Genomic DNA, 22,181 nt, shown 5'->3' with positions numbered 1-22,181 from the left:
TGTAAGTAGCTAGGCATAAGTAAACTTAAAACCTAGAAGAGCGTACCGCCCGCTTAGCGGGCGGTACGCTCTCTGGTTTTGTTTTTTAATTATGCCTAGCTACTTAATAAGTAGTTACGGAAGTTCTTAATAAGAAAGGATTTAGAAGAAAGGATTTAGAAGAAAGGATTTGGAAGAAAGGATTTGGAAGAATTGGAAAAAATTAGGGATAGTTTGCCTGCTAGCTATCGGTTTTGACTCGTTTTACCATCGATAATTTTGCGATAAAAATGTTAGATTAATAGCTGCTGAGAGTAATTGCCGAGCTATCAAATCAGCGTTCCCAAACTTTTTCGCATGTTAATTATGACCGTCAATACCGCTACAGCCAAGTTTTCCCCAGCCGAAATCAAATCTGAGGGATTAACCCTAGAAGAATATCAAATGATTTGCGATCGCCTCGGTCGTGAGCCTAACAAAGCCGAATTGGGGATGTTTGGCGTAATGTGGTCAGAGCATTGCTGTTATAAAAATTCTCGTCCTTTACTAAAACAATTTCCCACTACAGGCGATCGCATTTTGGTTGGGCCTGGGGAGAATGCAGGGGTGGTCAAAATTACCGACGAGATTGCGATTAGTTTTAAGATCGAAAGTCACAATCGCCCCTCCGCCGTCGAGCCATACCAAGGCGCAGCTACGGGAGTCGGAGGTATTTTGCGCGATATTTTTACCATGGGTGCGCGACCCGTGGCTCTCTTGAATTCCTTAAGATTTGGTGAGCTGTCCGATCCTTGGGTACGCAGTCGCGTCAATGGCATTGTCAACGGCATTGCTGGCTATGGTAATTGTATCGGTGTGCCCACGGTGGGTGGTGAAGTCTACTTTGACAAAGCCTACAACCGCAATCCGCTCGTAAATGCGATGGCGATCGGCATTATGGAAACGAAGGAAATCGTCAAGTCGGGCGCTTCAGGAATCGGGAATCCAGTGATTTATGTTGGTTCTACAACGGGACGAGACGGCATGAAGGGGGCGAGTTTTGCCAGTTCCGAACTTTCAGACAAATCGGAACAGAGCCGCCCTGCGGTACAGGTGGGCGATCCCTTCCTTGAGAAAGCCCTAGTGGAAGCTTGTCTAGAAGCATTTAAAACAGGTGCGGTGGTAGCAGCACAGGACATGGGTGCTGCGGGGTTGACCTGTTCCACTTCAGAAATGGCGGCGAAAGGTGGTGTGGGGGTTGTACTAGACTTGGATAAGATTCCTGCCCGTGAAGCGGGAATGACTCCCTATGAATATCTACTTTCCGAATCACAGGAACGGATGCTATTTGTCGCCCATAAGGGAAGAGAGCAAGAACTAATCGATATTTTTGAACGGTGGGGACTTCATGCCGTGGTGGCAGGTGAGGTTCTAGCGGAACCAATTGTGCGGATTCTTTGGCATGGTGAGATCGCGGCGGAGATTCCTGCCACTGCGCTGGCAGACAATACACCCATTTATCATCGTCAACTCGCTGACACCCCTGAATATGCCCAAAAAGCTTGGGCTTGGGACGAGCAAACGGCGATCGCTGCTTTTAAAGCGATTACGCCTAATGAGGCTCTTTTGCAACTCCTCGATACCCCTGCGATCGCCTCCAAGGCATGGGTCTATCGCCAGTACGATCATCAAGTTCAGAATAATACGGTAATTTTTCCAGGAGGAGCGGATGCGGCGGTAATTCGTTTGCGCAGTCAAGGCTTTGGCACGGGTGAGTTGGATTCTAGGCAATGCAATGTGGACTCTCTGGTGGGAGTAGCGGCTACCGTCGATTGCAATGCCCGTTATGTCTATCTCGATCCCTATGAGGGAGCAAAACTAGCGGTAGCCGAAGCGGCTCGCAATCTCTCCTGTGTTGGCTCGGAACCGCTATCAGTTACAGATAATTTAAACTTTGGTAGCCCAGAACATGCGATCGGTTATTGGCAACTGCATGAGGCTTGTCGAGGTATTGCCGATGCCTGCCGCGAATTGCAAACCCCAGTTACGGGCGGCAATGTTTCGCTTTACAACGAGACCATTAATGCGGAAGGAACTTCTCAGCCCATCTATCCCACTCCAGTCATCGGCATGGTCGGACTAGTTGAGGATGTGACTAAGGTTTGCGGTCAGGGCTGGCAATCCGCTGGGGATGCAATTTATCTGCTCGGCAGCGATCGCGTCAGTCTGGCGGGTTCGGAATATCTTGCCTCTGTGATCGGTGAGGTAGCTGGCAAACCTCTGCCCGTAAACTTTGAACTAGAGCGCCAAGTGCAGTTGGTCTGCCGCCAAGGTATTGCGCGGGGGGTAGTACGATCAGCCCATGATTGTTCAGAGGGCGGGTTGGCGATCGCTTTGGCGGAGTCCTCTATTTCTGGCAAACTCACAGCCCAGATCCAGTTGTCGGCGGTGGAAGGCTTACATCCCACCCAAATTTTATTTGGCGAAGGGGCAAGTCGCATTATTGTGTCAGTCAAGGAAAGCGATCGCGCCTTGTGGGAAGAACACCTTAACGATCTTTTGCACAAAAATTGGCAATATATTGGCAGGGTCAGCGAGGCAAATAGCGACCTAACCATTGCCATTGGAGACGATCGGGCGATCGCCTTATCCCTCGCCCAAATCACCAAGAATTTTAACGAAGCTATCCCCAAACGTATGGGACATGGCTTATAAAAATCATGCTAAAAGAGGATGGGCGGCGCTAAGCGCCGCCCATCCTTAACCCCAATAGAGAATTGCAGCGCAGAGCGCTGCAATTCTCTATTGGTTTTTTTTCACCTTGCGTTGCTCTAGCTATACATTGCGATAGATTATTTTGTATGCAAAATTTTGGATACTAAGCGATCGCTATCGATCGCAAACAAAGAGGGACGTTCCTTAGAAGGAATAGTCATCGAAGTAATAAAATCAACCTTCCAACGCTGCACGTAGGTTTGTGGTAGCGGTACGAGATTATCCTGCAAGATCTTTTGGAGCGCTGGCTGAGAGTTACTGAGTATTCCAACTAGATCGTCAGTTTGACTGCGAACTACGACTAGGCAGGGTTTGGAGACGACTCTCGCGCCATTGGCGATGAGTGGCTGGACTGTGTTAGCAGCAGTTTGCGTCTGGGCAAATAGGAGCTTGCCTAGATCGACGATTGGCACATTCTGCCCTACTACAGTAAGTTTAGGAATGGTTTTTTCAAGGGGAATCACCCGATAAATGGATTTAACGGGAAGAATAAACCATGCGAGGCGCATTCTAAAAGCAACATATTGCTGCCCGATATCGGTACGAAGTTCGGAAAGTCTTTGCGATCGCAGAGAGGAAATAGCTGGCATAGGGATTTTGAGTTTTAAGTTGACTGTAGCTGCCGATTAGAGATCAGTTGCGATAGGGTTTGTAGGAGCTCGTTATCCTTAAAGGGCTTAGAGAAATATGCCGATGCTCCCAAACGCATGGCAAGATCTCGATGCTTATTGCCACTGCGTGATGTGAGCATAACGACAGGAAGGTCTTGATAATGGGGATCGGCACGGGACTGCACTAAAAAGCCAAAGCCATCGAGACGGGGCATCTCAATGTCGCAGATGACCAAGCTGACCTGAGCATTTTTAGGCAATGTTTGCATTTTTCGCAATTTTTCCATCGCCTCCAGCCCGTCTTTAGCCTGTTCTACTCGATAGTTGGCTTTTTCTAAGGTCATCGCGACAAAGCGCCGCACGTTAATCGAATCATCAACTACCAATACCGTCCTTCTCTGCGTATCTTTCTTAGGCATGAGCGTGAGTGGCTTGCTAAGGGGGAGCTCAATATTGATCGCCCAAGTAACCAATCCATCAATATCTACTAGGGGTACGAGCTTACCGCCGCCCAAGATCGCACAACCCATAAAGCCTGTGGGTAGAGGAATGAGACTCTGCACACCCCGAATCGTAACTTCCTGCTCACCCCAATAGCGATCGACTTGCAACCCAAACGGCACGTTATTGTGGGTTACGATCGCAATTAAGGGTTCATCGACAATAGGGCGGTTTTCCGTCTCTGTCTGTAATTGAGGGCGAGAGAACTGAAGGCGATCCCCAAGTTTAAATAAAGGTACGGAATATCCTTCCCAATCGAGCAATCTCTGATCGGCAACGGTGTGGATCTTCGCATCTTTCATGAGAAGAATTTCTTCAACGCCGCCGACGAGAATTGCCATCTGTAAGCCACTGCTCTCAAACAAGAGCACCTTAGCAATAGATAGAGAAACGGGTACTGTCAAAATAAAAGTCGTACCTTTACCCGCTTCGGTTTCAACGCGGACGTTCCCTCCAATTCTATTCAAATTCGAGCGGACTACATCCATCCCCACGCCGCGCCCTGAAAGCGAGGTTACGCGCTCCGCCGTACTAAAGCCTGCTTCAAAAATTAACTCCAAAAGCTCGGCTTCGGTCGAATCATCCAGATCGCTCTCACTTAATCCCATCTGTAAAGCGCGATCGCGGAGTTTGGCGAAATCGATCCCATTACCATCGTCGCTGACCGTAATTATGGTTTGGTTACCTCGATAACCTGCGGCAATTTCGATTCTCCCCTTCGGTGATTTACCTTTGGCGATACGAGCTTCAGGGGATTCGATCCCATGATCGAAAGCGTTCCGAATCAAATGTAAAAGCGGATCTTCTAAAACTTCAATTACCGATCGCTCCACCAATGTCGAACTACCACGGACTACCAATTCAACCTGCTTGCCATGAGATAGAGATAGGTCGCGGAGGAGACGCGGGAATCGACCAAAAATCTCACTAAGCATTCGCATTCTCGCCTGTTCGATCGCCGTTTGCATTTGCCGTGAGGCTCGCCCTAGTTCGCGTTCGGTGCTTTCGGTATCGGTTAAAGCGGTCTCCAAGTCGCTGGACACCTCCTGCAACTGCACCACGCTATCCATAATTTCCCTTGATAGTACGTGCAACTCACTATAAGAGTCCATTTCTAAGAGATCGAATCGACTGGCATAGGGTAGAAAGGTTTCGCTAGGGGGGAGAGCTAACTTTTCCGAAGGAGGGATAGCAGCTATAGGTTTAAAAGTTTCCGAGGTGGCCACGCGATCGTAGGCTTCTCTCAATTGGGCGTTGGACTGCTCTAAGCCATGCATTCTCTTATTTAAAAGTTGCACTAGGTCGCGCATCCGTTTTAACTGAAGGCGCAATCCACTCCGTTCCGCATTCAGTTCACCGAAGCGATCGCTCAGCAATTCCAACTGTTGTAAGGGAATCCGAACCGTAGTACCGATATTTTGTTCAGATCTAGGCGGTAGATTTTCGCCAATAATCGAACCGTTAGGGGTTATATCTTGAAAATCTGATATATCCAGTAATGATTGATCGAGACTGATGGTCGGATCTTCATAGATGATATTTTCATCATAGATAATACTGTTCTCATCTTGAAGAGCAGTTTCCTCTAGAGAATCCTGCAAGGGTGATTCTGGCGCAGGAGAACTCAGCAGATCTTTAACTGACGGTGGGTTTGCCGTTACTATTTCAAAATGTGCGGGTAAGGCTTGAAACTGGCTAACCAAGACTAGCGCTTGCGATCGCCGCCATGCCGCTAATGCTGCGGTTGCTACTGCTCTAAGATTATTACTTTTGTCTGCTAAGGCTTGACCGATCTCTTCACAAAGTTGGCTAAAGGCTGGCAACTCCAACATTTCACCTAAACAGCCAAACTCCTGACTCGTAAGTTCAAATTCTTCCTTAAGCAACCGCGCATTGGGATCGTTGAGAACGCTAGTTAAGCGATCGAGACAGGCATCCACTTCAGTCGTAAACATGAGGACGCGCATATCTTGCCCGACCTCTTCGGATAGAAGACTAGCTTCATCGTGGGAGGATAGGTCTCCTAATATGGCATGGAGCTGTCGAAAAGGCGGCTCAATCTGCTCCTGCATCCAATCAATATTGGGTAATTTGCGCTGCTTATGAATGTTGGCAACCTTACCCATACCATCGATCACGCCTAGAAATAGGCTTTCCATCTCAGAAGCGATCGCTGTTTGATTTTTGGCTTGCAAGATCTTAAAAAAGTCTTCTAACTTGTGGGCTAGCTCGCTGAGAGCCTGAAAACCCATCATGGCAGCCCCTCCCTTCATCGAGTGAGCTGCCCGCAAAATTTTATTAATCGCCGATTTCTGTAAACCGCGATCGCTCAAACCTAATACTTCCGTTTCGATGTCGGCGAGATAATCTCTAACTTCATCGAGAAATAGTAATCGCACTTTCCATTCGCGATCGGTTAATGTATCAATAGCCATATCGACCTCTACTAATTTTGATATTTTTAGATGGATGGTCAATCTATGAGTTATCTATGGGTTATCTATGGGTTATTTTTACCTTGTCTTTGCCTTGTCTTTGCCTTGCCTAGGTAAAACATAAATTAACCATCAAAGATTAACCATCAAAGATTGAGCGTCTAAAGATTGACCATCAAATAAGGCTATGCCACATCCACCTTAAATGTCTCTACCGAAGCTTGCAGCTTACTGGCTACGTTTGCGGTTTCTTGGAGAGCGATCGCTACTTCTCGCGATGTTTCTGACGACTTCTGCGATTGATTGGAAAGATTTTCCATAACCGACTTCACCGATTGTGAAGTTTGCACCTGTGAAGTAGTAGCCGAAGAAATGCCTTGGAACAGTTCGTTTACTTTCCTTGCCACTTCCACAATCTGATTCAAACTTCTACGGGCATCCTCAACCTTATTCGTACCTTCAACCACCTGTACCGTACTAGCTTCCATGGATTCCACAACCTCGCTAGTTTCCTGTTGAATGCTCTCAACAATTCGCGAGATTTCCTTAGTTGCCGTTGCCGACTGCGCCGCCAATGCACCAACTTCTTCCGCAACCACCGCGAAACCGCGACCTTCTTCCCCTGCGCGAGCCGCCTCAATACTGGCGTTTACCGCTAGCATATTGGTTTTGAGCGCAATTTGATCGATCAGCACGACTACCTTAGAAATTTGTTGCGACGCTTCACCCAGTCTCTTGACCTTTTTCGCTGTTTCCGCAACGGTTTGACGTAGTTGGAGGATACTTTCGGCGGACTTCTCGATCGCTAAGCTACCAGTTTCCGCAGTTGCCGCCGCTGAGTTAGAAGCATCGGCAGCTTCTTTCGCGTTACTTGCCACCTGTTGGATCGAGTCGGTCATCTGTTCTACCGATTGCAGCGCATCATCCAGTTGTTCTGCCTGTAGGGTCGCGTCGCTGGCTAGGGTACGAATCGATTCATTATTAGTGTTTACTGAGGTGTTTACCTGCAACGTGGCAACTTTTACCTGCGATACAACGTCCCGCAAACTTTCCACGATCGCGTTAAAAAAGTCGGCAACGATCCCAATTTCCCCAGCAGATATCTTAGCGCGTACGGTCAAGTCTCCCGATGCTGCACCTTCAACGTCCGATAGCAATTCGATCAACTCACGCTGAATCGATTCGCTGCGCAAACGCTCTCTTTCGGCGGCTTCCGCCGATTGTTGCATTTGGACTCCTTGGAGGGCGATAAATTCCTGTAGCTGTCCTGCCATTAAGTTGATGTTGCCTCCCAACTGGGCTAGCTCATCTTGCCCTTGGACTTCGAGACGAGTATCGAGATTACCCTTACCTAGTTCAACCACCGCCGCCGTAGCATCGATAACGGGTTGGGTGGCGCGTTGGGCGATGACAATTGCCAATAAGGTCGCGGTAGCCCCCACACCCGCCGTGGCAAGGAGCAAAATTAAGAGCAACTGTTGCAAGGGCTTAAGCGCGGTATTACTGTCAATCGTCAGTACTGCGTCCCATTTCAGATCTGGCAGTCCGTCCAACTGGGGTAGGGGAGCGTAACCCGCAAACTGCTCTTGCGAAGTCTGACTATCAACCACTGTTGCGGAACTTACTTCCCGCTTGGCAAGGAGAGGAGTCAACAAGGGAAGGTCAGATTTGAAAGTACGTCCAATTCTATCCTTGTCCGTCGCCAAAAAGAAACTACCGTCAGATTCAGTTAAGTAGTATTTGGAATTACCTCCACCAACGTCCTTAATTACCTCGTCCATCGCATCTGTTTTCAGTCGAGCGCGAATAATTGCAATGGTTTTACCCGTGTTAACATCCTTAATAGGCGCGCCAACAAAGATACTAACTTTTTTAGTTACAACTGATGGTTCAGGTTGACTGATGAAGGGCTTGTCAGTTGTCAGCACTGTTTGGAAATAGGGTCGTTGGGAAATATTAGGAAGGGAAGGTTCGCCAACATCAAGAACCACTCTCCCATCCAAGGCAGCTACCGCAATACTGTCATAGACCAAGTAAGACTTGAGGTAATTATCGAGAATTGCCTTTTGCTCTGGAATGGTTAAAGTCGCTTGCACCTTAGGATTAGTTAAAAAAGTCAGTTGCGACAATGTTTGAGCATCACCATAGCGCTCCCGCATGAAATATGCCATTCGAGTTGCTAGACCCTGAGCTTGGAGAGCTTGAGATTGCTTGGTTGTATTCGCGATATTTTGTCCAACATAAAGGGCAGCAAAGCCCCCCAAGGAAATCAAGGGAATCGTAATCGCCGCCACCGAAACAATCGTGGTTTTCGTACGTAATCCTAAAGCTTGCCACCATTGACCAATGGATTTACGCTGGCTTGCTGCTGCCCTTTTCCCCGATGTAGGAGGAGCCGTTGAGGTGATTTCCGTTATATCAATGGAGCCATTAGCAGGGACTTGATCGCCCTTATCCTTGATTTTTTCATTGCTATCGACATGGGTACGCGAATCGAGAACCATTGATTTATCCTCTGTTAGTTTTATCTGTTAGTTATCTATTAGTTTTGGCTGTTAGATTTAATTGGGATCGAAAAGTTTTTGAGGTTAGGCGATATAATTTCTTGGAATTATAAAGATTTGATCGTCCTAACCTTCTTAAATAGCAAATCTAGATCGCAAGCCTAGACAGTAAGCCTAGATCGCAAAATTGAAGTTTGCGATCGCTTCAGCATCAAGTACATATATGCTGTTATTGCCATCGGGAGCCATCACACAACCCTTAAGAAAAGGTACGGTTTGGAGTGCAGCCTTAGTATTTGGCAGTACTAAGGGAGATACGATGTCTGTCTCGGTAAATCGTAGTACTCGGCTGACACTATACACAGCGAGACCGAGAAACATATCGGCTATTTGTAAAACCGCTATATGCTTCTCAACCGTCGTCGAATCGAGGGATTCAAATCCCAATAATTGCGGTAAGTCCAGTACCCAAAAAACATTACTGCGGTGCTCGACTAAACCAATTAAACAGGAATGAACGTTGGGCATTTGAGTAAAGCGATCGCCTGCCAATGTCAAGGTCTCGCGGACAAACTTTAACTGCACGGCTACGTTGATATTACGCTCCACATACAGACTTAAGTAAGGCAATCCTGCGATCGCTTGTGATTTCTCTTCCCGTAGTTCAATCGTCAAATTACTCACGTCATTCTCCCAAATTTAGAGACTGTACCGCTTGCACTATGTCATTTCTTGTAAACGGCTTAGTTAGATAGGCATCTAGCCCCTGTTTCATACCCCAAAATCGATCTAAATCCTGTCTTTTTGCCGTGCAAGCAATGACAGGAACAGCCCCTAGAATCGATTTTTTAATTGCTCTACATAGTTCCAATCCACTCATCTCAGGCATCATGATATCTGTAATTACAACGTTAGGTCGGCTTTGCTCGAATTTATCCAACCCATCTTTCCCGTCGCAGGCACTGATTACAGAATATCCACCTTCTCGCAGATAATCACAAATTAATTCGCGTTCTGAATTCGTATCTTCCACAACCAATACTTTAATCAAGATCTTATCTCCTTGCTATTATGTCGAATTGGATAGGATGAGCTTTTGGAGGAACTCCTAATTAGAAAATAATTAGTAAAGTTAGTAGAGCAATGTAACAACGTCTTCTACGAGCGCGGTATCAAGAAGCCATTCGATCTAGACCACCGAACGAACCGCTCTCAATATATCGTCACGAGAGAATGGCTTAGTTAAGTAAATAGCAATCCCTTGTTTCATCCCCCACAATCGATCCAGTTCTTGATCCTTAGAAGTACAAGCTACTATAGGAATGTCCTTAGTGTCGTCGTTCTTTTTTAAGCTCCGACATAACTCCAATCCACTCATCCCAGGCATTACCAAGTCGGTAATTACTACATTGGGCTTCTTATCTCCAATCTTTTTGAGAGCTTCCTGTCCATTTGTTGCAGTAACAACATTGTACCCACCTTCGCCCAAATAGCTAACAATCAAATCCTGCTCGGAAGGAGTATCTTCAACCACGAGAATCGTCGTCATAATAGCCTCTAAAATTGCTTTCAGTTAATTAACTTTGCCTATTAAATACATTAGATTTGGAATTTCGGTCTTACTTTTAATTAAGTAATTTTTATCCAATTTTCTAATTCTAAATAGAACATAAATATAACATAATTCAGTTGTAATTGTCCCACATACATGACTTAGAAGGCATTAAGAGACTATTAATCAGCCAAATTATGTATACTTTAGAGTAGGTGCCGCATCATCATTTTGAGCAAGTCTGCCTGCATAAATGGCTTAGTCAGGTAGTCAGTAGCCCCTGCAAAACGAGCTCTTGCGCGATCGATTATTCCCTTATTTCCTGTTACCATAACAATGGGAATATCCTTAAGGGCTGAAGACTTGCGAATTAAAGTACATAGTTGATAGCCATCAACATTAGGCATTCCTATATCCAACAAAATTAGATCGGGACGAATTGAATTAATCTTCATCAACGCCTTCATTGAGTCTTGAATTAAGGTAACTTGAAAATCTTCTCGCCCGAGGTAACTACTAATAATACTCAGCATCGATTCGCTATCATCAATACAGACAATCTTCCATGTTTTGGCGGATTGACTTTTGAAAGCTTGCGAAATGTTGGCGATATCATCCCCTGAGCTAACTTCATCATCGAAAGTTTCCGACAATTGCGTGATATTTTCCTGCTCAGCCTCGGGAGCCAGATAGTAGGTATGGGGCAGCATGTCAAAGGGGGATAAGGGATCCCTTAACAGGATCGCACCATCACTAATGAGGTTACTGAGCTGCTTGGCGATCGCTAAAGGATCCTTCGACAGTAATGCTCCCAATTGACAAAAGTTAAATCCCCGTAAAATACGTCCAAGGCGCTGGACAGTTTCAGGAGACATGCTCTTTTCGGCGGTTGACTGACTGACTAAATACGGGCATTGGTAAGGAGAACGAATCGTAGGTCCAAGGCTGTACCATGCTTTTAGACGCTGATTAACAACTTCGACAATGCGATCGATCGATAAACTGCAATAGGTCTGTTGCAGAAAATGCTCGTAATACATATCGTTAAAGTTGCCATTGGGTAAGCAGAGAAATGATTCCACTACTTCCTGAATAATCCGCGCCACTAATTTGCCAGCCATCGGCTTGGGCAGGTAGTTCTCATCCACTAGCCAAAGAATAGCTAGATATTCAACACAAAGCATTTCGCTCGTGACTTTGTATTTTGCCTTTTCGGGCGATGGATCGTCAAACATTAGCCGCAGTTGCGATCGCAGTTTATCGTTTAGGGAGGGTACTTCTCGGCTGAGCGATCGTAAATGTCTTTCTAACCGCTCAAAACTATCTAAGGAGTGTGAGGCGTACACCAATTTACCGCGTACTATATAAAACGACCAACGAACGCGATCGCGGACAAAATAAACGCATCCATCTCTGCTTAATTCCAAACTTTTTAAAAGTTCGCGAGCAGATTGTTTTTTGTCTTGACTTACATCGTCTATATGAATGTCAGAACACATCATAGTAATTACTACCAATTGTTAAGTTCGGAATTGATATCGAAATCACACACCTTAGGAATGTTTTGATTTTACGAATTAAGCCTTAAGCCTTTTAGCCCTTGAATTATCAAAATGATTATTAAAATTATCTTACCCCCCTAAAAATCCTTATCGGTCAGCAAAAAGTAGTAGATCGTTTTGGAATAATCCCCAATCCCTTACATTCGGCTTCACAAGCGTTTTTTATGTTAACTATGCTGGATGAATTATATTAACTTAAGCCTATTGCTTAAGCATTTAGCTTAATTAAAGATATTGAAAATGAAATTTTCTAGTATCTCCCAGCTAAGCCAACTATTTTAATTAAAGCCCAAAATCTCAGAAATTAAGCGCAATAACTTCTTAATATCTCTTAATGGCTCACTTGTGATGTATCGTTAATTCCCTTATTGGCTATTAAAGCACAGTCCGATCGCAAATGGAATAAATTTACTATAGATTAACCATATTTAAACAATATTTGATAGCTATTAATAGAGTTACTAATTTCCTAAACATACCTGTCAACTTACCCAATTGCTTTCAAGAAATTAAATTATTTCATATTTTATTTATGCAAATGCTTTTGATCTAGATCACTTCTTGATGTGATTTCTTATCCTAGTTTTTGCCTGCTCCCACGCTTACAAAAATTAGCATAACCAAGGATTTTTATGTATTATTTATATGTAGTATCTATAAAACGATTTTAAAGAAGCTTTTATTTTATGTAATATTTACAAAGATGGTTTTAAGCTGTGTCAATTTTTTTATCGAAACTTTTACCTTTGTTTTTTTACCCATTGGGTTTATCGATTCTTTTAATATTGATTGCCTTAGTAATTTTTTTAGGGCGAAATAAACGATCGCGCAATGCGAACAGCGTCACTTCTCAGGCAACCTTCAAACTATTCACGAAAAAGAAGATAATTGCGACTTTACTTGGAACTGCTTTAACAGTTTTATGCTTGGGCAGTAATGAATTTCTCTCTCAGTTGTTAGTGCGATCGCTAGAATGGCAATATTTGCCCAAAGGCAATTTACCACAAGTGGAAGCAATTGTGGTTTTGGGTGGTGGTACTCGTCCGCGCCTATACCCACGACCTTGGTATGAAGTTAATGAAGCGGGCGATCGGATTTTGTACGGTTCGTTGCTACATAAGCAGGGTCATGCACCCTTATTAGTGGTAACAGGCGGTCGTGCTGAGTGGTATGGCGAAGGTGGTAATCCTGAATCCGAAGATATGGCGGCGATCGCTGAATTTGTGGGCGTTCCGAGTCAAGCCATCATTCAAGAGTCGCAGTCTTTGAATACCCGTGAGAATGCAGTGAATACAAAACAGATCTTAAGTAAAAGAGGAATCAATCAAATATTATTAGTGACCTCAGCTCTGCATATGCCGCGATCGATGGAAATATTTCGTAAAGTTGGATTTGAATGCATTGCTGCACCGACAGACTTTTTAGCAGTCCAGAATGAAAACAATAAGGGTTGGGCATCAATTTTAGATCTTTTACCTAGCGCGGAGGCTCTTAAAAATACAACCAACGCCATTAAGGAATATATCGGATTATTTATTTACCAAATGGTAGGTTGGGCTTAGCAAATCCCTATAATAACAATTCACGAAAGTGTGAAAACACTTTTGTGAATTAAAAACTAAACCTCGTAAGAGTTTTCAAGTTATAGCTGTCGCCAAATGTAATAGGACATAAACCCCAAGAATTGATTGGCGGCGCGAAGCGCCGCCAATCAATTCTTGGGGTTTGATTCGTCCTAGGTCAAGTGACTGTAGCTATAAGAAATGGCTACGCCATTTCTTAACTTGGTACAAGTACTTGTGTACGTGATGGCTCTCTGATTAAATAAGCCGTAGTAATATTCAAAAAATTTATAAATCTTTATGAGCAGGGGCAAAGGCAAAAGTAGCAGCAGCACGAACACGATTTGGATCGTGCTGGGATTAGCTGCCCTCGGAACTGGGATGGGCGCAGCAATCGCCTCGCGCCTTGTGAATCGTCCTAGTTCCGTTGCTGATGATGTGCTTGTATCCTCCGTAGGAGAAACGGCTAAAGGTTCGGCATCCTTTTGTCAATACAATGCTCTCGAGTCGGTGACGGCTTCCCTGTATCAGGTAAGGGCGATCAATGCGATCGCTAATGATCCCTTACCAACCCTATCAAGTTTGAGCGGTAGCCTCAATGCCGATCTGATCGCCAGCTTTACCCCTGCCCCTTTCCCACAAATTAGCGATCGCGCCCGTGCTGCAAAAATCCCGATCATCATGTATCACGACATTACATCGGTAAAAGATGTTGATTGGGATGTGACTCCTGAGGATCTCGAAAAACATTTTCAAATGTTGCAAGACGGAGGCTATACCCCGATCACCATGGATCGAATGGTAAGCTATCTGCGTACGGGGGGACAACTGCCAGAAAAGCCTGTATTACTTACCTTTGATGACAATTATTTGGGGCAATATAAATATGCATTCCCATTATTAAAGAAATATAACTATCCTGCGGTATGGTCAGTACATACCCGTTTTGTGGGGACGGGTGGGAAAAAGCCGAAGGCAACATGGGATCAGCTCAGGGAAATGCAAAAAAGTGGCTTGATCACCGTGGCATCCCATACCGTAAATCATCTCAATATGAAAAATCTGAGCGATGCGGAGATCGATCGCGAAGTACTGGAATCCAAAAAAGTACTTGAAAAAGAATTAGGAATTACCATCGATTACTTTACCTACCCTGAAGGTGACTTTACCGAACGGGCGAAGGATAAAGTCAAGGATGTGGGCTATAAGGCGGCGCTTTCCATGAGTCTCGATCCACGCCAAGAGCGATCGGCAAATGAATCGGAGGATTTACTTTCAATTATGCGTTTCGGTCAATCGCGATTTAGCGAAGCGATCGAGCAAGCATCAGGGGGAACAGCCTCAAATCAGATGGCGCTATTGCCAAATGTAAGTAATGGTTCTATTGATTTCACTACTCCAGTGGAAAAACGTAAAGTTACCGTCGACGGGTTGCCCCTCACCTTGGTATACGGGGGCAAAGCTGTCACCGCCCATGCGGACAAACGGGCTCAGGTTGCGGAGATCTTGTCCATGACCCCTAATGCGATCGCCGCAGTGGATGGTGGCTTTTTCTCCCTAGAACGCATCGATGGAAATACGATGATCGGTCCTGTCATGAGTCAGTTTTCCAGCAATGCAGGCATTTTCAACACTGGTAATAAGGGTGAAAACCCGCTTTTGAATGGACGACCTCTAGTTTTGATAGGGCCAACTTCCGTCAAATTTATCCCCTTTAATGCCGCTAAGCATACGTCCCTAGAGGCTGTGCGATCGGAGATGTCCGATGTGACCGATGCTTTTGTTGCGGCGGGTTGGCTCGTGCGCGATGGTAAGCCTCAATCCGCCGAATCCTTTGGCAGACTTTACGGGTTTGATGCTAGTCGCGATCGCGCGTTTTGGGGAATTGACCGTTCGGGAAGACCCGTAATTGGTGTAACTATGGAAATGATCGATTCTGTCGGATTGGGTAAAATCTTAGCCAAAGCAGGTTTACAGGATGTGGTAATGCTGGATTCAGGAGCTAGTGCCTCTCTTGCCTATCGCGGTAAATCTGTCATGGCTTACGAACCACGACCTGTGCCCCATATTGTCGCTTTATTGCCGCCCGATCCCGTGCGTACTGAAACTGCGGATAAACCTAATTGCCCCGTCAGTTTCAATCCTCGGAATTAAACTCAAAAGAAGATTAGCGGGCACTTCGTGCCCGCTAATCTTCTTTTGGGATTTAATACCAATTCACGAAAGTGTGACAACACTTTTGTGAATTAAAAACCAAACCCAGTAAGGTTTTGAGATTCCCAAAATGGCGTTGCCATTTTGGGAATTGGTATACTCCCTTCCCAGTATAAAAATACGCATTAAAACCCAAAGATTAGCAGTGCGGTGCTTTGCACCGCACTGCTAATCTTTGGGTGGGAAGGGAGTAATTAACGACAGCTATAAAAGTCCTATAAGAAGGAAAAGCCGCAAAAAGGCGGCGTACCACCTTTTTGCGGCTTTAAAAGGAAGAAAGCGATCGCAAGGCAAGTTGCAGATTTTAACGAAAATTCAACGAAAAGTAGCTAACTGCGACATTTGTTTTTCATTGGCGATACTCATTACCTGACGTTTAGGATCGACTACGATCCAACCCTTTTCCTTGAGTTTATCCAACACTTTAGTCGTATCTTCAGGACTAACTTCAGATAAATCAGCAATATCTTGCACGGGAATATTGAAAATATCAATTCCCGACTCATTCTTATTTCCATAAGCATCAGCTAACCCAGTCAAAACCGTAGCAATCCTGACCGCAGGCACTTGCTGGCGCAATTGGGTACGCTGATTAGTTTTGCGTAGTCGGCGTACCATTAATTGCAACATCCGATGATGTAATTGCGGATCTTTGAACAGAAACTGAATAAACTTCTGGGCGGGAATACTCAGAACGCGCACAGGTGTAAAGGCGACTACATCCGTAGAGCGAGGTGATTCATCTAAAATCGCCATTTCTCCAAAAAAGTCGCCATTACCAAGTATCGCTAGTGTTGTCGCATCCTGACTTCTTAAGAATCTAACCTTTAACCAGCCTGAAAGAATGAAATACACAGCATTGCCCCAAGCATCCTCCATCAGCACAGCCCTTCCTGAAGGATAGTCGCGTTCTACTGCTTCAGCGAGGAGCCATTCCAAAGTTTCGGCGCTAGCAGCGTCAAATAATGGAAAAAGCTCTTTGAAGATATCCGTTTGCATGGGAATTTTTTAAAAGACTGAATCTTGTAAGCAAGAGATTAGCGATCGCCATTGTTAGCTACTAAAGTTACGGGGGAATTAAACACCCATAACCTCATAGCCAGAATCTACATAGATAATCTGCCCAGTGATGGCGCTGGACAAATCGCTACCCAAAAACGCTGCGGCATTTCCCACATCTTCCGTCGTAACGAGGCGACGCAGAGGAGAACTTTCTTCATAGTGATGTAACATTTTGTGAATATCACCGATCGCCGAAGAAGCAAGGGTGCGAATCGTGCCTGAAGAGATGCCGTTGACCCGAATATTATCAGGTCCCATATCCGAAGCTAAGTAACGTACATTCATTTCCAGAGCTGCTTTGGCTATTCCCATCACATTATAATTAGGAATAACCTTGACACCGCCAATGTAGGTGAGGGTGATTACGCTACCCCCATTTTTCATTAAAGGTCTGGCGGCGCGGCATAGGTGGATTAAGGAATAAGCACTTACATCCAAAGCTAACTGAAATCCCGCACGGGATATATCAGTAAAGCTTCCAGATAAATCTTCTTTATTCGCAAATGCCAGACAATGCACCAGAATATCAATTTTTTCCCATTTTTCGGCAACGGCGGTAAAAAGATCGTCAACCTGAGCATCATCCTGAACATTGCAGGGTAACAAGAAGTCTGGCGCTAAGGGCTCGGTCAACTCGGCAACTTTACCTTTATTGCGATCGCGATCGTCTGGTAAATAGGTGATACCGAGCTTAGCACCAGCCTGATGTAACTTCTGGGCAATACCCCAAGCGATCGAACGATTGTTGGCAATCCCAGTCACAAGAGCGGTTTTCCCGCTCAAATCTAACAAACCCGTCATGTATATTTCCTAACGTGAACCCAGCATAAACAAGCTTTATTTAAAGCTTACATTAAAAGCCCATACTCGCGCTTGCCGCTAAAGGCGCAAGGGCTCTTTGGAGAAAACTGAGTGCGAGAAAAGCCAACATGGGCGAAAAATCCATGCCCCCAAGTGGCGGAATGATCGAGCGAAATATATTGAGGTAGGGATCGGTAATCTGGCTGAGGGCAGCAAAGGGCTGGTTGTACCAATCAATATTGGGAAACCAAGTTAGCAACACCCGAATAAACAGTAAGCCTAGGTAGATCGAGATAAAAGAGCTGACTGTACCAATAATAACTGCCATAGGATGTGGTGAGGTTGTAGGTGGGAATGTAGAACAATTAGAATGAATATAAAATAGCTACCATTATTCTACTGAATAGAGCAGAAATCAGGATTGCGATCGTTACTTATCATCGCCATTTATATCCCGCAATGATTCAAGTGATGTTTGCTTGCGACCATTTTTCCCTTCAGCTGTAGCCAGTTCTTGGCTAACTGAGTCGATCGCTGCATTCAATTGGGCAATTTTCTTTTCGAGGTTGCGACGGGCAAATTCGCTAGAAGTCTGAGGCTTGTCTAGGATTCGCTCGCCATCGGATTGACGATTCAGCATCTCATCTTCTGGCTCACTGAGTTTAATTGCCACCAAGGCTCCAACTACGCCGCCTATGGCAGCCCCGAAGAGAAAGCCTCCCCAAAAATTACCTGAATTATCTGCCATAGCTTTGCCTGCCTTAACGATCTCAACAACCTTGAATATTGTTTAAACAATGCTTAAACAGTAGGACTTTTGGCACATCATATCATTTTGACTGACGTTATAGCGATGGGCATAATTAAAACCCAGAATCAAAACCTGTAGCGCACGCTGCGCGTGCGCTACAGGTTTTGATTCTGGGTTTTATATTTACTTGCGCCTAGCTACTTAGCAATATTCACTTGATTTAGGACAAATCAAACCCCAAGAATTGACTAGCGGCGAGAAGCGCCGCCAGTCAATTCTTGGGGTTTATGGCTACTCGATCGCGTAATATGTTCAATCGACAACTTGAACGTCAATATCGATCGTTCCTGGTGGGGAAAGCCGTACAAATTTATTTTGTTGCTCTTGGAGAGGTTCGCCACAGTTAGGGCATTGAAATTGACTTGAGCGGGAAGCATTAAAAGTCGCATCGCAAACGGGACAGTCTGAAGTGATGATGCTACGTTTAATCCACCATTGCAAACCAAAAAAGGCAATTACAGGAACAAAGGTAACTAGACCAATCAGGATAAAGAAAGAATTAACGAGCCAGCCTAAACCAATCGTGCTCAATGTCCAAAAAATCAGTAAAGCCGTTAGCCAAAAGCGCACACCTGACCAGCGATCGTCACCGCCGCCACCACTGGGGAAATTATTGCCAAATGTGTAGTATTTCATGAGTTTGAGCCCCTGTTTTGAGTCCCTGTATTTACCTGTAGCGATCGTAACACTCTTACTTAATCTTACTCTTTGCCTTTGTGTATGGATAACCGCAAAGTCTTGTTCGGAATTGGTATAGCTACGCATTAAAACCCAAAGATTAGCAGTGCGGTGCTTCGCACCGCACTGCTAATCTTTGGGTGGAGTAATACACTTGGCGACAGTTATACAAGCTATACAGCGCGAGTAGCGGCAGCTAGCACTACCACCCATCTGCTGGGTATTGCTGTGGAAATCAGCGTTATTTTAATTTTCATGAGTCGATGGTTTCTGGATTCTATAGGGTAAACAAATGATATATTTGCGATAGGTATCGTGTTTTTCTAGGTTTTTTTTTATGTTTTTGGGGCTTAGATTTTCAGCGCTTTGCGCTACCAAGCCTAGGGGCTGGAAATCCTGCCGTCTCATTTGACGCTCAATCGATACTCGTTTTTATGGATTCTTTCTAAATGCTTTCTAAATAATTTCTAAATACTTTCTAAATTCTAAGGAACTGCGTTCATGACTCTGCCAAACCTTTTTCCTCAATGTCAAGATTTACAGTCACAGGTTGAAGCGGTTCTACAGCTTTTACAGCAGGAACCAAGCCTACGATCGCAGCATGACGGGAGTGTTGTCCAATCTTCTCTGAGGAAGGCGATCGCGCCAACTTTTGAGATCGTATTTGCGGGAACCTTTAGTGCGGGGAAATCCATGCTGATTAATGCGCTATTAGAAAGGGAATTACTCTATAGCGCCGAGGGACATGCCACGGGGACAGAATGTAAAATTGCCTTTGCGAAAGTGGGCGAAGAAAGGGTGGTCTTGACCTTTCTCAGCGAAGTGGAAGTACGCGAGCAGATACAAGCGCTATGCCAGCTCGTTGGGCAGATCGCTCCAATTAATATTAATCAAATCGAATCTCTCAAGCAATTGCAAACTCTGACGCTTGCCATAATCGAGCAGGAAGGAGGCAAGAGCAAATCAAAACGGGCTAAGGATGCTGATGCGCTGAATCTGTTGATTGAAGGTTTTATTATTAACCGCGATCGCATTAGTTCTCTAGCCAATGCCACCTATTCGATGGAGCAATTTGGGTTTGAAAATCTCAAGAAAGCTGCTGATTACGCAAGGCGTGGAGCTAATAGCGCCGTACTCAAACGGGTGGAATACTATTGCCATCATCCATTGCTTCAGGATGGCAATGTTATCATAGACACCCCTGGAATCGATGCCCCGATCAAAAAAGATGCCCTACTTACCTTTGAGAAAATTCAAAATCCCGATACATCAGCAGTGGTATTTGTTCTGAAAACGGCATCAACGGGAGAGCTTACTTCCGATGAGACAGAACTCAGCGAAACGATTCAAAACAATTCAGGTATTCGCGATCGCGTATTTTATGTGTTCAATCGGATTGACGAGACTTGGCGCAACGAGCAACTACGGAGTCGCCTCAACCACATCGTTGCTAGCCAATTTCGCAATAGCTCGAAAATCTATAAGACCAGTGGCTTGTTGGGTTTCTATGGTAGTCAAATTAAAAATACCAGCATTGGCGATCGCTTTGGTTTAGATTCGATATTTGCAGAAAGTGTTAAATCGGTGGGTGGAGAAGAAGGTACACCCCAATTTGTCAATGAATTTAACAGCTATTGTCTGGTTTCTGGCAAGCTGGATATTGCTAAATTTCCAATTCCCTACAGTGTCTTAGAAACCAATGCCAAGAATGAGAAATACGTCAGGTTGCTGGGTAGTTTAGGTACAAACCTGATTAACCAATTGATTAAGGATAGCGGGATTGAAGAGTTTCGGGCGGCAATTACCAATTATCTCACCTATGAGAAACGTCCATTGCTTTTTGCCGATCTTGCCGACGATCTGCAACCGATTTGTATTGCGCTCCGCCAGTCCTATTTGGAAACATGGCATCGGCTGGAAAGTCAGCCCCGTGACATTGAAGCGATCAAATCTCAGGAATTGCAGAAGCTCGGTCACGATCTCAAACAGATTGGAGATCTCTTCCGCGAGCATATTGCTCAAGAGCTAAATGATGCGGTGGCAAGCAATAAGAATCAAGGCTTGGAGACTGATTATCGGAAGCTCAAAGAAAATATGGTGCGACGATTGGATGAATTGCTAGAAAATTTCTCCGTTGCTGATGTTCACCAACGCGCTCAGGCTAGCCATCGGCGCAATTCCGTTGTCCCATTGATGGGGATTCTCGCCGAAGGTTTTTACTTTTTAGCCAATGAGCTGGAAGAGGTACTGGTGGAGAATTCTCAAAAGATTGCTGTGAATTTCTTTCAGAATTTAATTGAGACGATCAAGAAGACCACCTATTATCGCGAACTCTATCGCTTGCTGGGTAATGATGGTGGCATTGAGCTGCGCTTAGAAAACCTTGCCCAGACTGCATCGGCTGCCATAGTCAATGAAGCGAGAACGGAATGCGATCGCTATGTGCGGGAACGACCAGAGTTTTATGCAGAGGAAACCAATATCATTTATCAATTGCGTCAGACCCTACAACAAGCCTGTCGTGGCTACGATTATCAGAGCATGATCGAGTCGGAGCCAGCAATTCGGCAGTTGTTGAAACTAGATTTTGAATTGAAGGTGAAAGATACAATTATGCGTACTTTTCGCCAGACAATCAATCAAACCTTCAGCACGCATTTGCTAGCCAGTGCCGAAAAGCAGTCAGATGCCATTTTGCAGCAATACGATCGCGCCCGCGATTATCTAGCCCAAACCTTGGAAAAAGAAGCTCAAGTCAAGCTCGATAAAAATCGCAGTTTACAAGTTGCTATAGAGAAAAATATTGCTATTTACAATGAATCTATTTCGGGTATCAATCAATGTTTAGAAGCATTAGATTTATCGCGTAAGAAGTTGCCCATCATCAGTGAAATTGATTTGTCAGTTCCAACGGTTATTGTTGATATAGCTGATGTAATTGATGCAGATTCTTTTGTTGTTGATGGGTTACAAGATTTAGAAACATAATAACAAAATTTTGAAACGAACAAAATTTTGCTATATTTTTAATTCTAAAAGCCCAGAAAAGCATACCATCCGCGCCGCGGACGGTATGCTTTTCTGGGCTTTGGTTTTTAATTATGCCAAACTACTCATAGCTATCGCCAAATGTACTAGGACATAAACCCCAAGAA

General features: G+C 44.8%; 16 protein-coding genes. 4 read left to right on the top strand and 12 right to left on the bottom strand.

Annotated features, from left to right (window positions below; translation table 11 throughout):
- Positions 1-345 precede the first annotated feature (345 nt).
- Complete coding sequence (gene purL / locus AC805_RS11600; RefSeq protein ID WP_055075588.1) at positions 346-2,673, top strand: phosphoribosylformylglycinamidine synthase subunit PurL; 2,328 nt, start codon at positions 346-348, stop codon at positions 2,671-2,673.
- A 137-nt stretch (positions 2,674-2,810) separates the two neighbouring features.
- Here purL and AC805_RS11595 read toward each other — a convergent pair whose 3' ends face one another.
- From AC805_RS11595 to AC805_RS11565, 7 genes are all read right to left on the bottom strand, one after another.
- Positions 2,811-3,323 carry a chemotaxis protein CheW gene (locus AC805_RS11595; protein ID WP_055075586.1) on the bottom strand — a complete coding sequence of 171 codons (513 nt, stop codon included), beginning with the start codon at positions 3,321-3,323 and terminating at the stop codon, positions 2,811-2,813.
- Positions 3,324-3,337: 14 nt separating this feature from the next.
- Positions 3,338-6,280, bottom strand: a complete 2,943-nt coding sequence (locus tag AC805_RS11590) for a hybrid sensor histidine kinase/response regulator (protein ID WP_055075585.1) — start codon at positions 6,278-6,280, stop codon at positions 3,338-3,340.
- 185 nt (positions 6,281-6,465) lie between these two features.
- A complete protein-coding gene (locus AC805_RS11585; protein WP_055075584.1) occupies positions 6,466-8,784 on the bottom strand; it encodes a methyl-accepting chemotaxis protein in 2,319 nt (772 codons plus the stop codon).
- A gap of 174 nt (positions 8,785-8,958) precedes the next feature.
- A complete protein-coding gene (locus tag AC805_RS11580; RefSeq protein WP_055075583.1) occupies positions 8,959-9,468 on the bottom strand; it encodes a chemotaxis protein CheW in 510 nt (169 codons plus the stop codon).
- A gap of 1 nt (position 9,469) precedes the next feature.
- Positions 9,470-9,835: a response regulator transcription factor gene (locus tag AC805_RS11575; protein ID WP_055075582.1), complete on the bottom strand. Its 366-nt coding sequence runs from the start codon at positions 9,833-9,835 to the stop codon at positions 9,470-9,472.
- A 138-nt stretch (positions 9,836-9,973) separates the two neighbouring features.
- Positions 9,974-10,333: a PleD family two-component system response regulator gene (locus AC805_RS11570; protein ID WP_055075581.1), complete on the bottom strand. Its 360-nt coding sequence runs from the start codon at positions 10,331-10,333 to the stop codon at positions 9,974-9,976.
- 209 nt (positions 10,334-10,542) lie between these two features.
- Positions 10,543-11,838 (bottom strand): response regulator, encoded by a 1,296-nt coding sequence (locus tag AC805_RS11565; protein ID WP_072143595.1) that lies wholly within the window; start codon positions 11,836-11,838, stop codon positions 10,543-10,545.
- Positions 11,839-12,614: 776 nt separating this feature from the next.
- Here AC805_RS11565 and AC805_RS11560 point away from each other — a divergent pair.
- Positions 12,615-13,460: a YdcF family protein gene (locus AC805_RS11560; RefSeq protein WP_055075579.1), complete on the top strand. Its 846-nt coding sequence runs from the start codon at positions 12,615-12,617 to the stop codon at positions 13,458-13,460.
- Positions 13,461-13,760: 300 nt separating this feature from the next.
- Positions 13,761-15,614 (top strand): polysaccharide deacetylase family protein, encoded by a 1,854-nt coding sequence (locus AC805_RS11555; RefSeq protein ID WP_055075578.1) that lies wholly within the window; start codon positions 13,761-13,763, stop codon positions 15,612-15,614.
- Between the two features lie 375 nt (positions 15,615-15,989).
- Here the strand turns inward: AC805_RS11555 and AC805_RS11550 are convergent, their stop codons facing one another.
- The 5 genes from AC805_RS11550 to AC805_RS11530 form a co-directional block, all read right to left on the bottom strand.
- Entirely contained in the window at positions 15,990-16,673 is a 684-nt protein-coding gene (locus AC805_RS11550) for a Crp/Fnr family transcriptional regulator (protein WP_009625399.1), read from the bottom strand.
- 78 nt (positions 16,674-16,751) lie between these two features.
- Positions 16,752-17,528 carry an enoyl-ACP reductase FabI gene (gene fabI / locus AC805_RS11545; RefSeq protein ID WP_040687041.1) on the bottom strand — a complete coding sequence of 259 codons (777 nt, stop codon included), beginning with the start codon at positions 17,526-17,528 and terminating at the stop codon, positions 16,752-16,754.
- Between the two features lie 61 nt (positions 17,529-17,589).
- Complete coding sequence (locus AC805_RS11540) at positions 17,590-17,865, bottom strand: YggT family protein (RefSeq protein ID WP_055075577.1); 276 nt, start codon at positions 17,863-17,865, stop codon at positions 17,590-17,592.
- Between the two features lie 102 nt (positions 17,866-17,967).
- Entirely contained in the window at positions 17,968-18,285 is a 318-nt protein-coding gene (locus tag AC805_RS11535; protein WP_009625402.1) for a hypothetical protein, read from the bottom strand.
- A gap of 315 nt (positions 18,286-18,600) precedes the next feature.
- Positions 18,601-19,113, bottom strand: a complete 513-nt coding sequence (locus tag AC805_RS11530) for a hypothetical protein (protein ID WP_231662700.1) — start codon at positions 19,111-19,113, stop codon at positions 18,601-18,603.
- Between the two features lie 414 nt (positions 19,114-19,527).
- Here AC805_RS11530 and AC805_RS11525 point away from each other — a divergent pair, with 414 nt between their 5' ends.
- On the top strand, positions 19,528-22,014 hold the full coding sequence (locus AC805_RS11525; RefSeq protein WP_055075576.1) for a dynamin family protein: 2,487 nt from the start codon (positions 19,528-19,530) through the stop codon (positions 22,012-22,014).
- The last annotated feature ends 167 nt before the right edge of the window (positions 22,015-22,181 follow it).

Source organism: Pseudanabaena sp. 'Roaring Creek', from assembly GCF_001402795.1.
Lineage (GTDB): Bacteria > Cyanobacteriota > Cyanobacteriia > Pseudanabaenales > Pseudanabaenaceae > Pseudanabaena.
Note: the sequence above shows the minus strand (reverse complement) of the source record. Positions and strands in the feature narration are given on the sequence as shown.

Bases quoted from the DNA above. Each gene is read 5' to 3' on its own strand.
- purL (WP_055075588.1), top strand. From the start codon at position 346: ATGACCGTCAATACCGCTACAGCCAAGTTTTCCCCAGCCGAAATCAAA.
- AC805_RS11595 (WP_055075586.1), bottom strand. From the start codon at position 3,323: ATGCCAGCTATTTCCTCTCTGCGATCGCAAAGACTTTCCGAACTTCGT.
- AC805_RS11590 (WP_055075585.1), bottom strand. From the start codon at position 6,280: ATGGCTATTGATACATTAACCGATCGCGAATGGAAAGTGCGATTACTA.
- AC805_RS11585 (WP_055075584.1), bottom strand. From the start codon at position 8,784: ATGGTTCTCGATTCGCGTACCCATGTCGATAGCAATGAAAAAATCAAG.
- AC805_RS11570 (WP_055075581.1), bottom strand. From the start codon at position 10,333: ATGACGACGATTCTCGTGGTTGAAGATACTCCTTCCGAGCAGGATTTG.
- AC805_RS11565 (WP_072143595.1), bottom strand. From the start codon at position 11,838: ATGATGTGTTCTGACATTCATATAGACGATGTAAGTCAAGACAAAAAA.
- AC805_RS11555 (WP_055075578.1), top strand. From the start codon at position 13,761: ATGAGCAGGGGCAAAGGCAAAAGTAGCAGCAGCACGAACACGATTTGG.
- AC805_RS11550 (WP_009625399.1), bottom strand. From the start codon at position 16,673: ATGCAAACGGATATCTTCAAAGAGCTTTTTCCATTATTTGACGCTGCT.
- AC805_RS11540 (WP_055075577.1), bottom strand. From the start codon at position 17,865: ATGGCAGTTATTATTGGTACAGTCAGCTCTTTTATCTCGATCTACCTA.
- AC805_RS11535 (WP_009625402.1), bottom strand. From the start codon at position 18,285: ATGGCAGATAATTCAGGTAATTTTTGGGGAGGCTTTCTCTTCGGGGCT.
- AC805_RS11530 (WP_231662700.1), bottom strand. From the start codon at position 19,113: ATGCGTAGCTATACCAATTCCGAACAAGACTTTGCGGTTATCCATACA.
- AC805_RS11525 (WP_055075576.1), top strand. From the start codon at position 19,528: ATGACTCTGCCAAACCTTTTTCCTCAATGTCAAGATTTACAGTCACAG.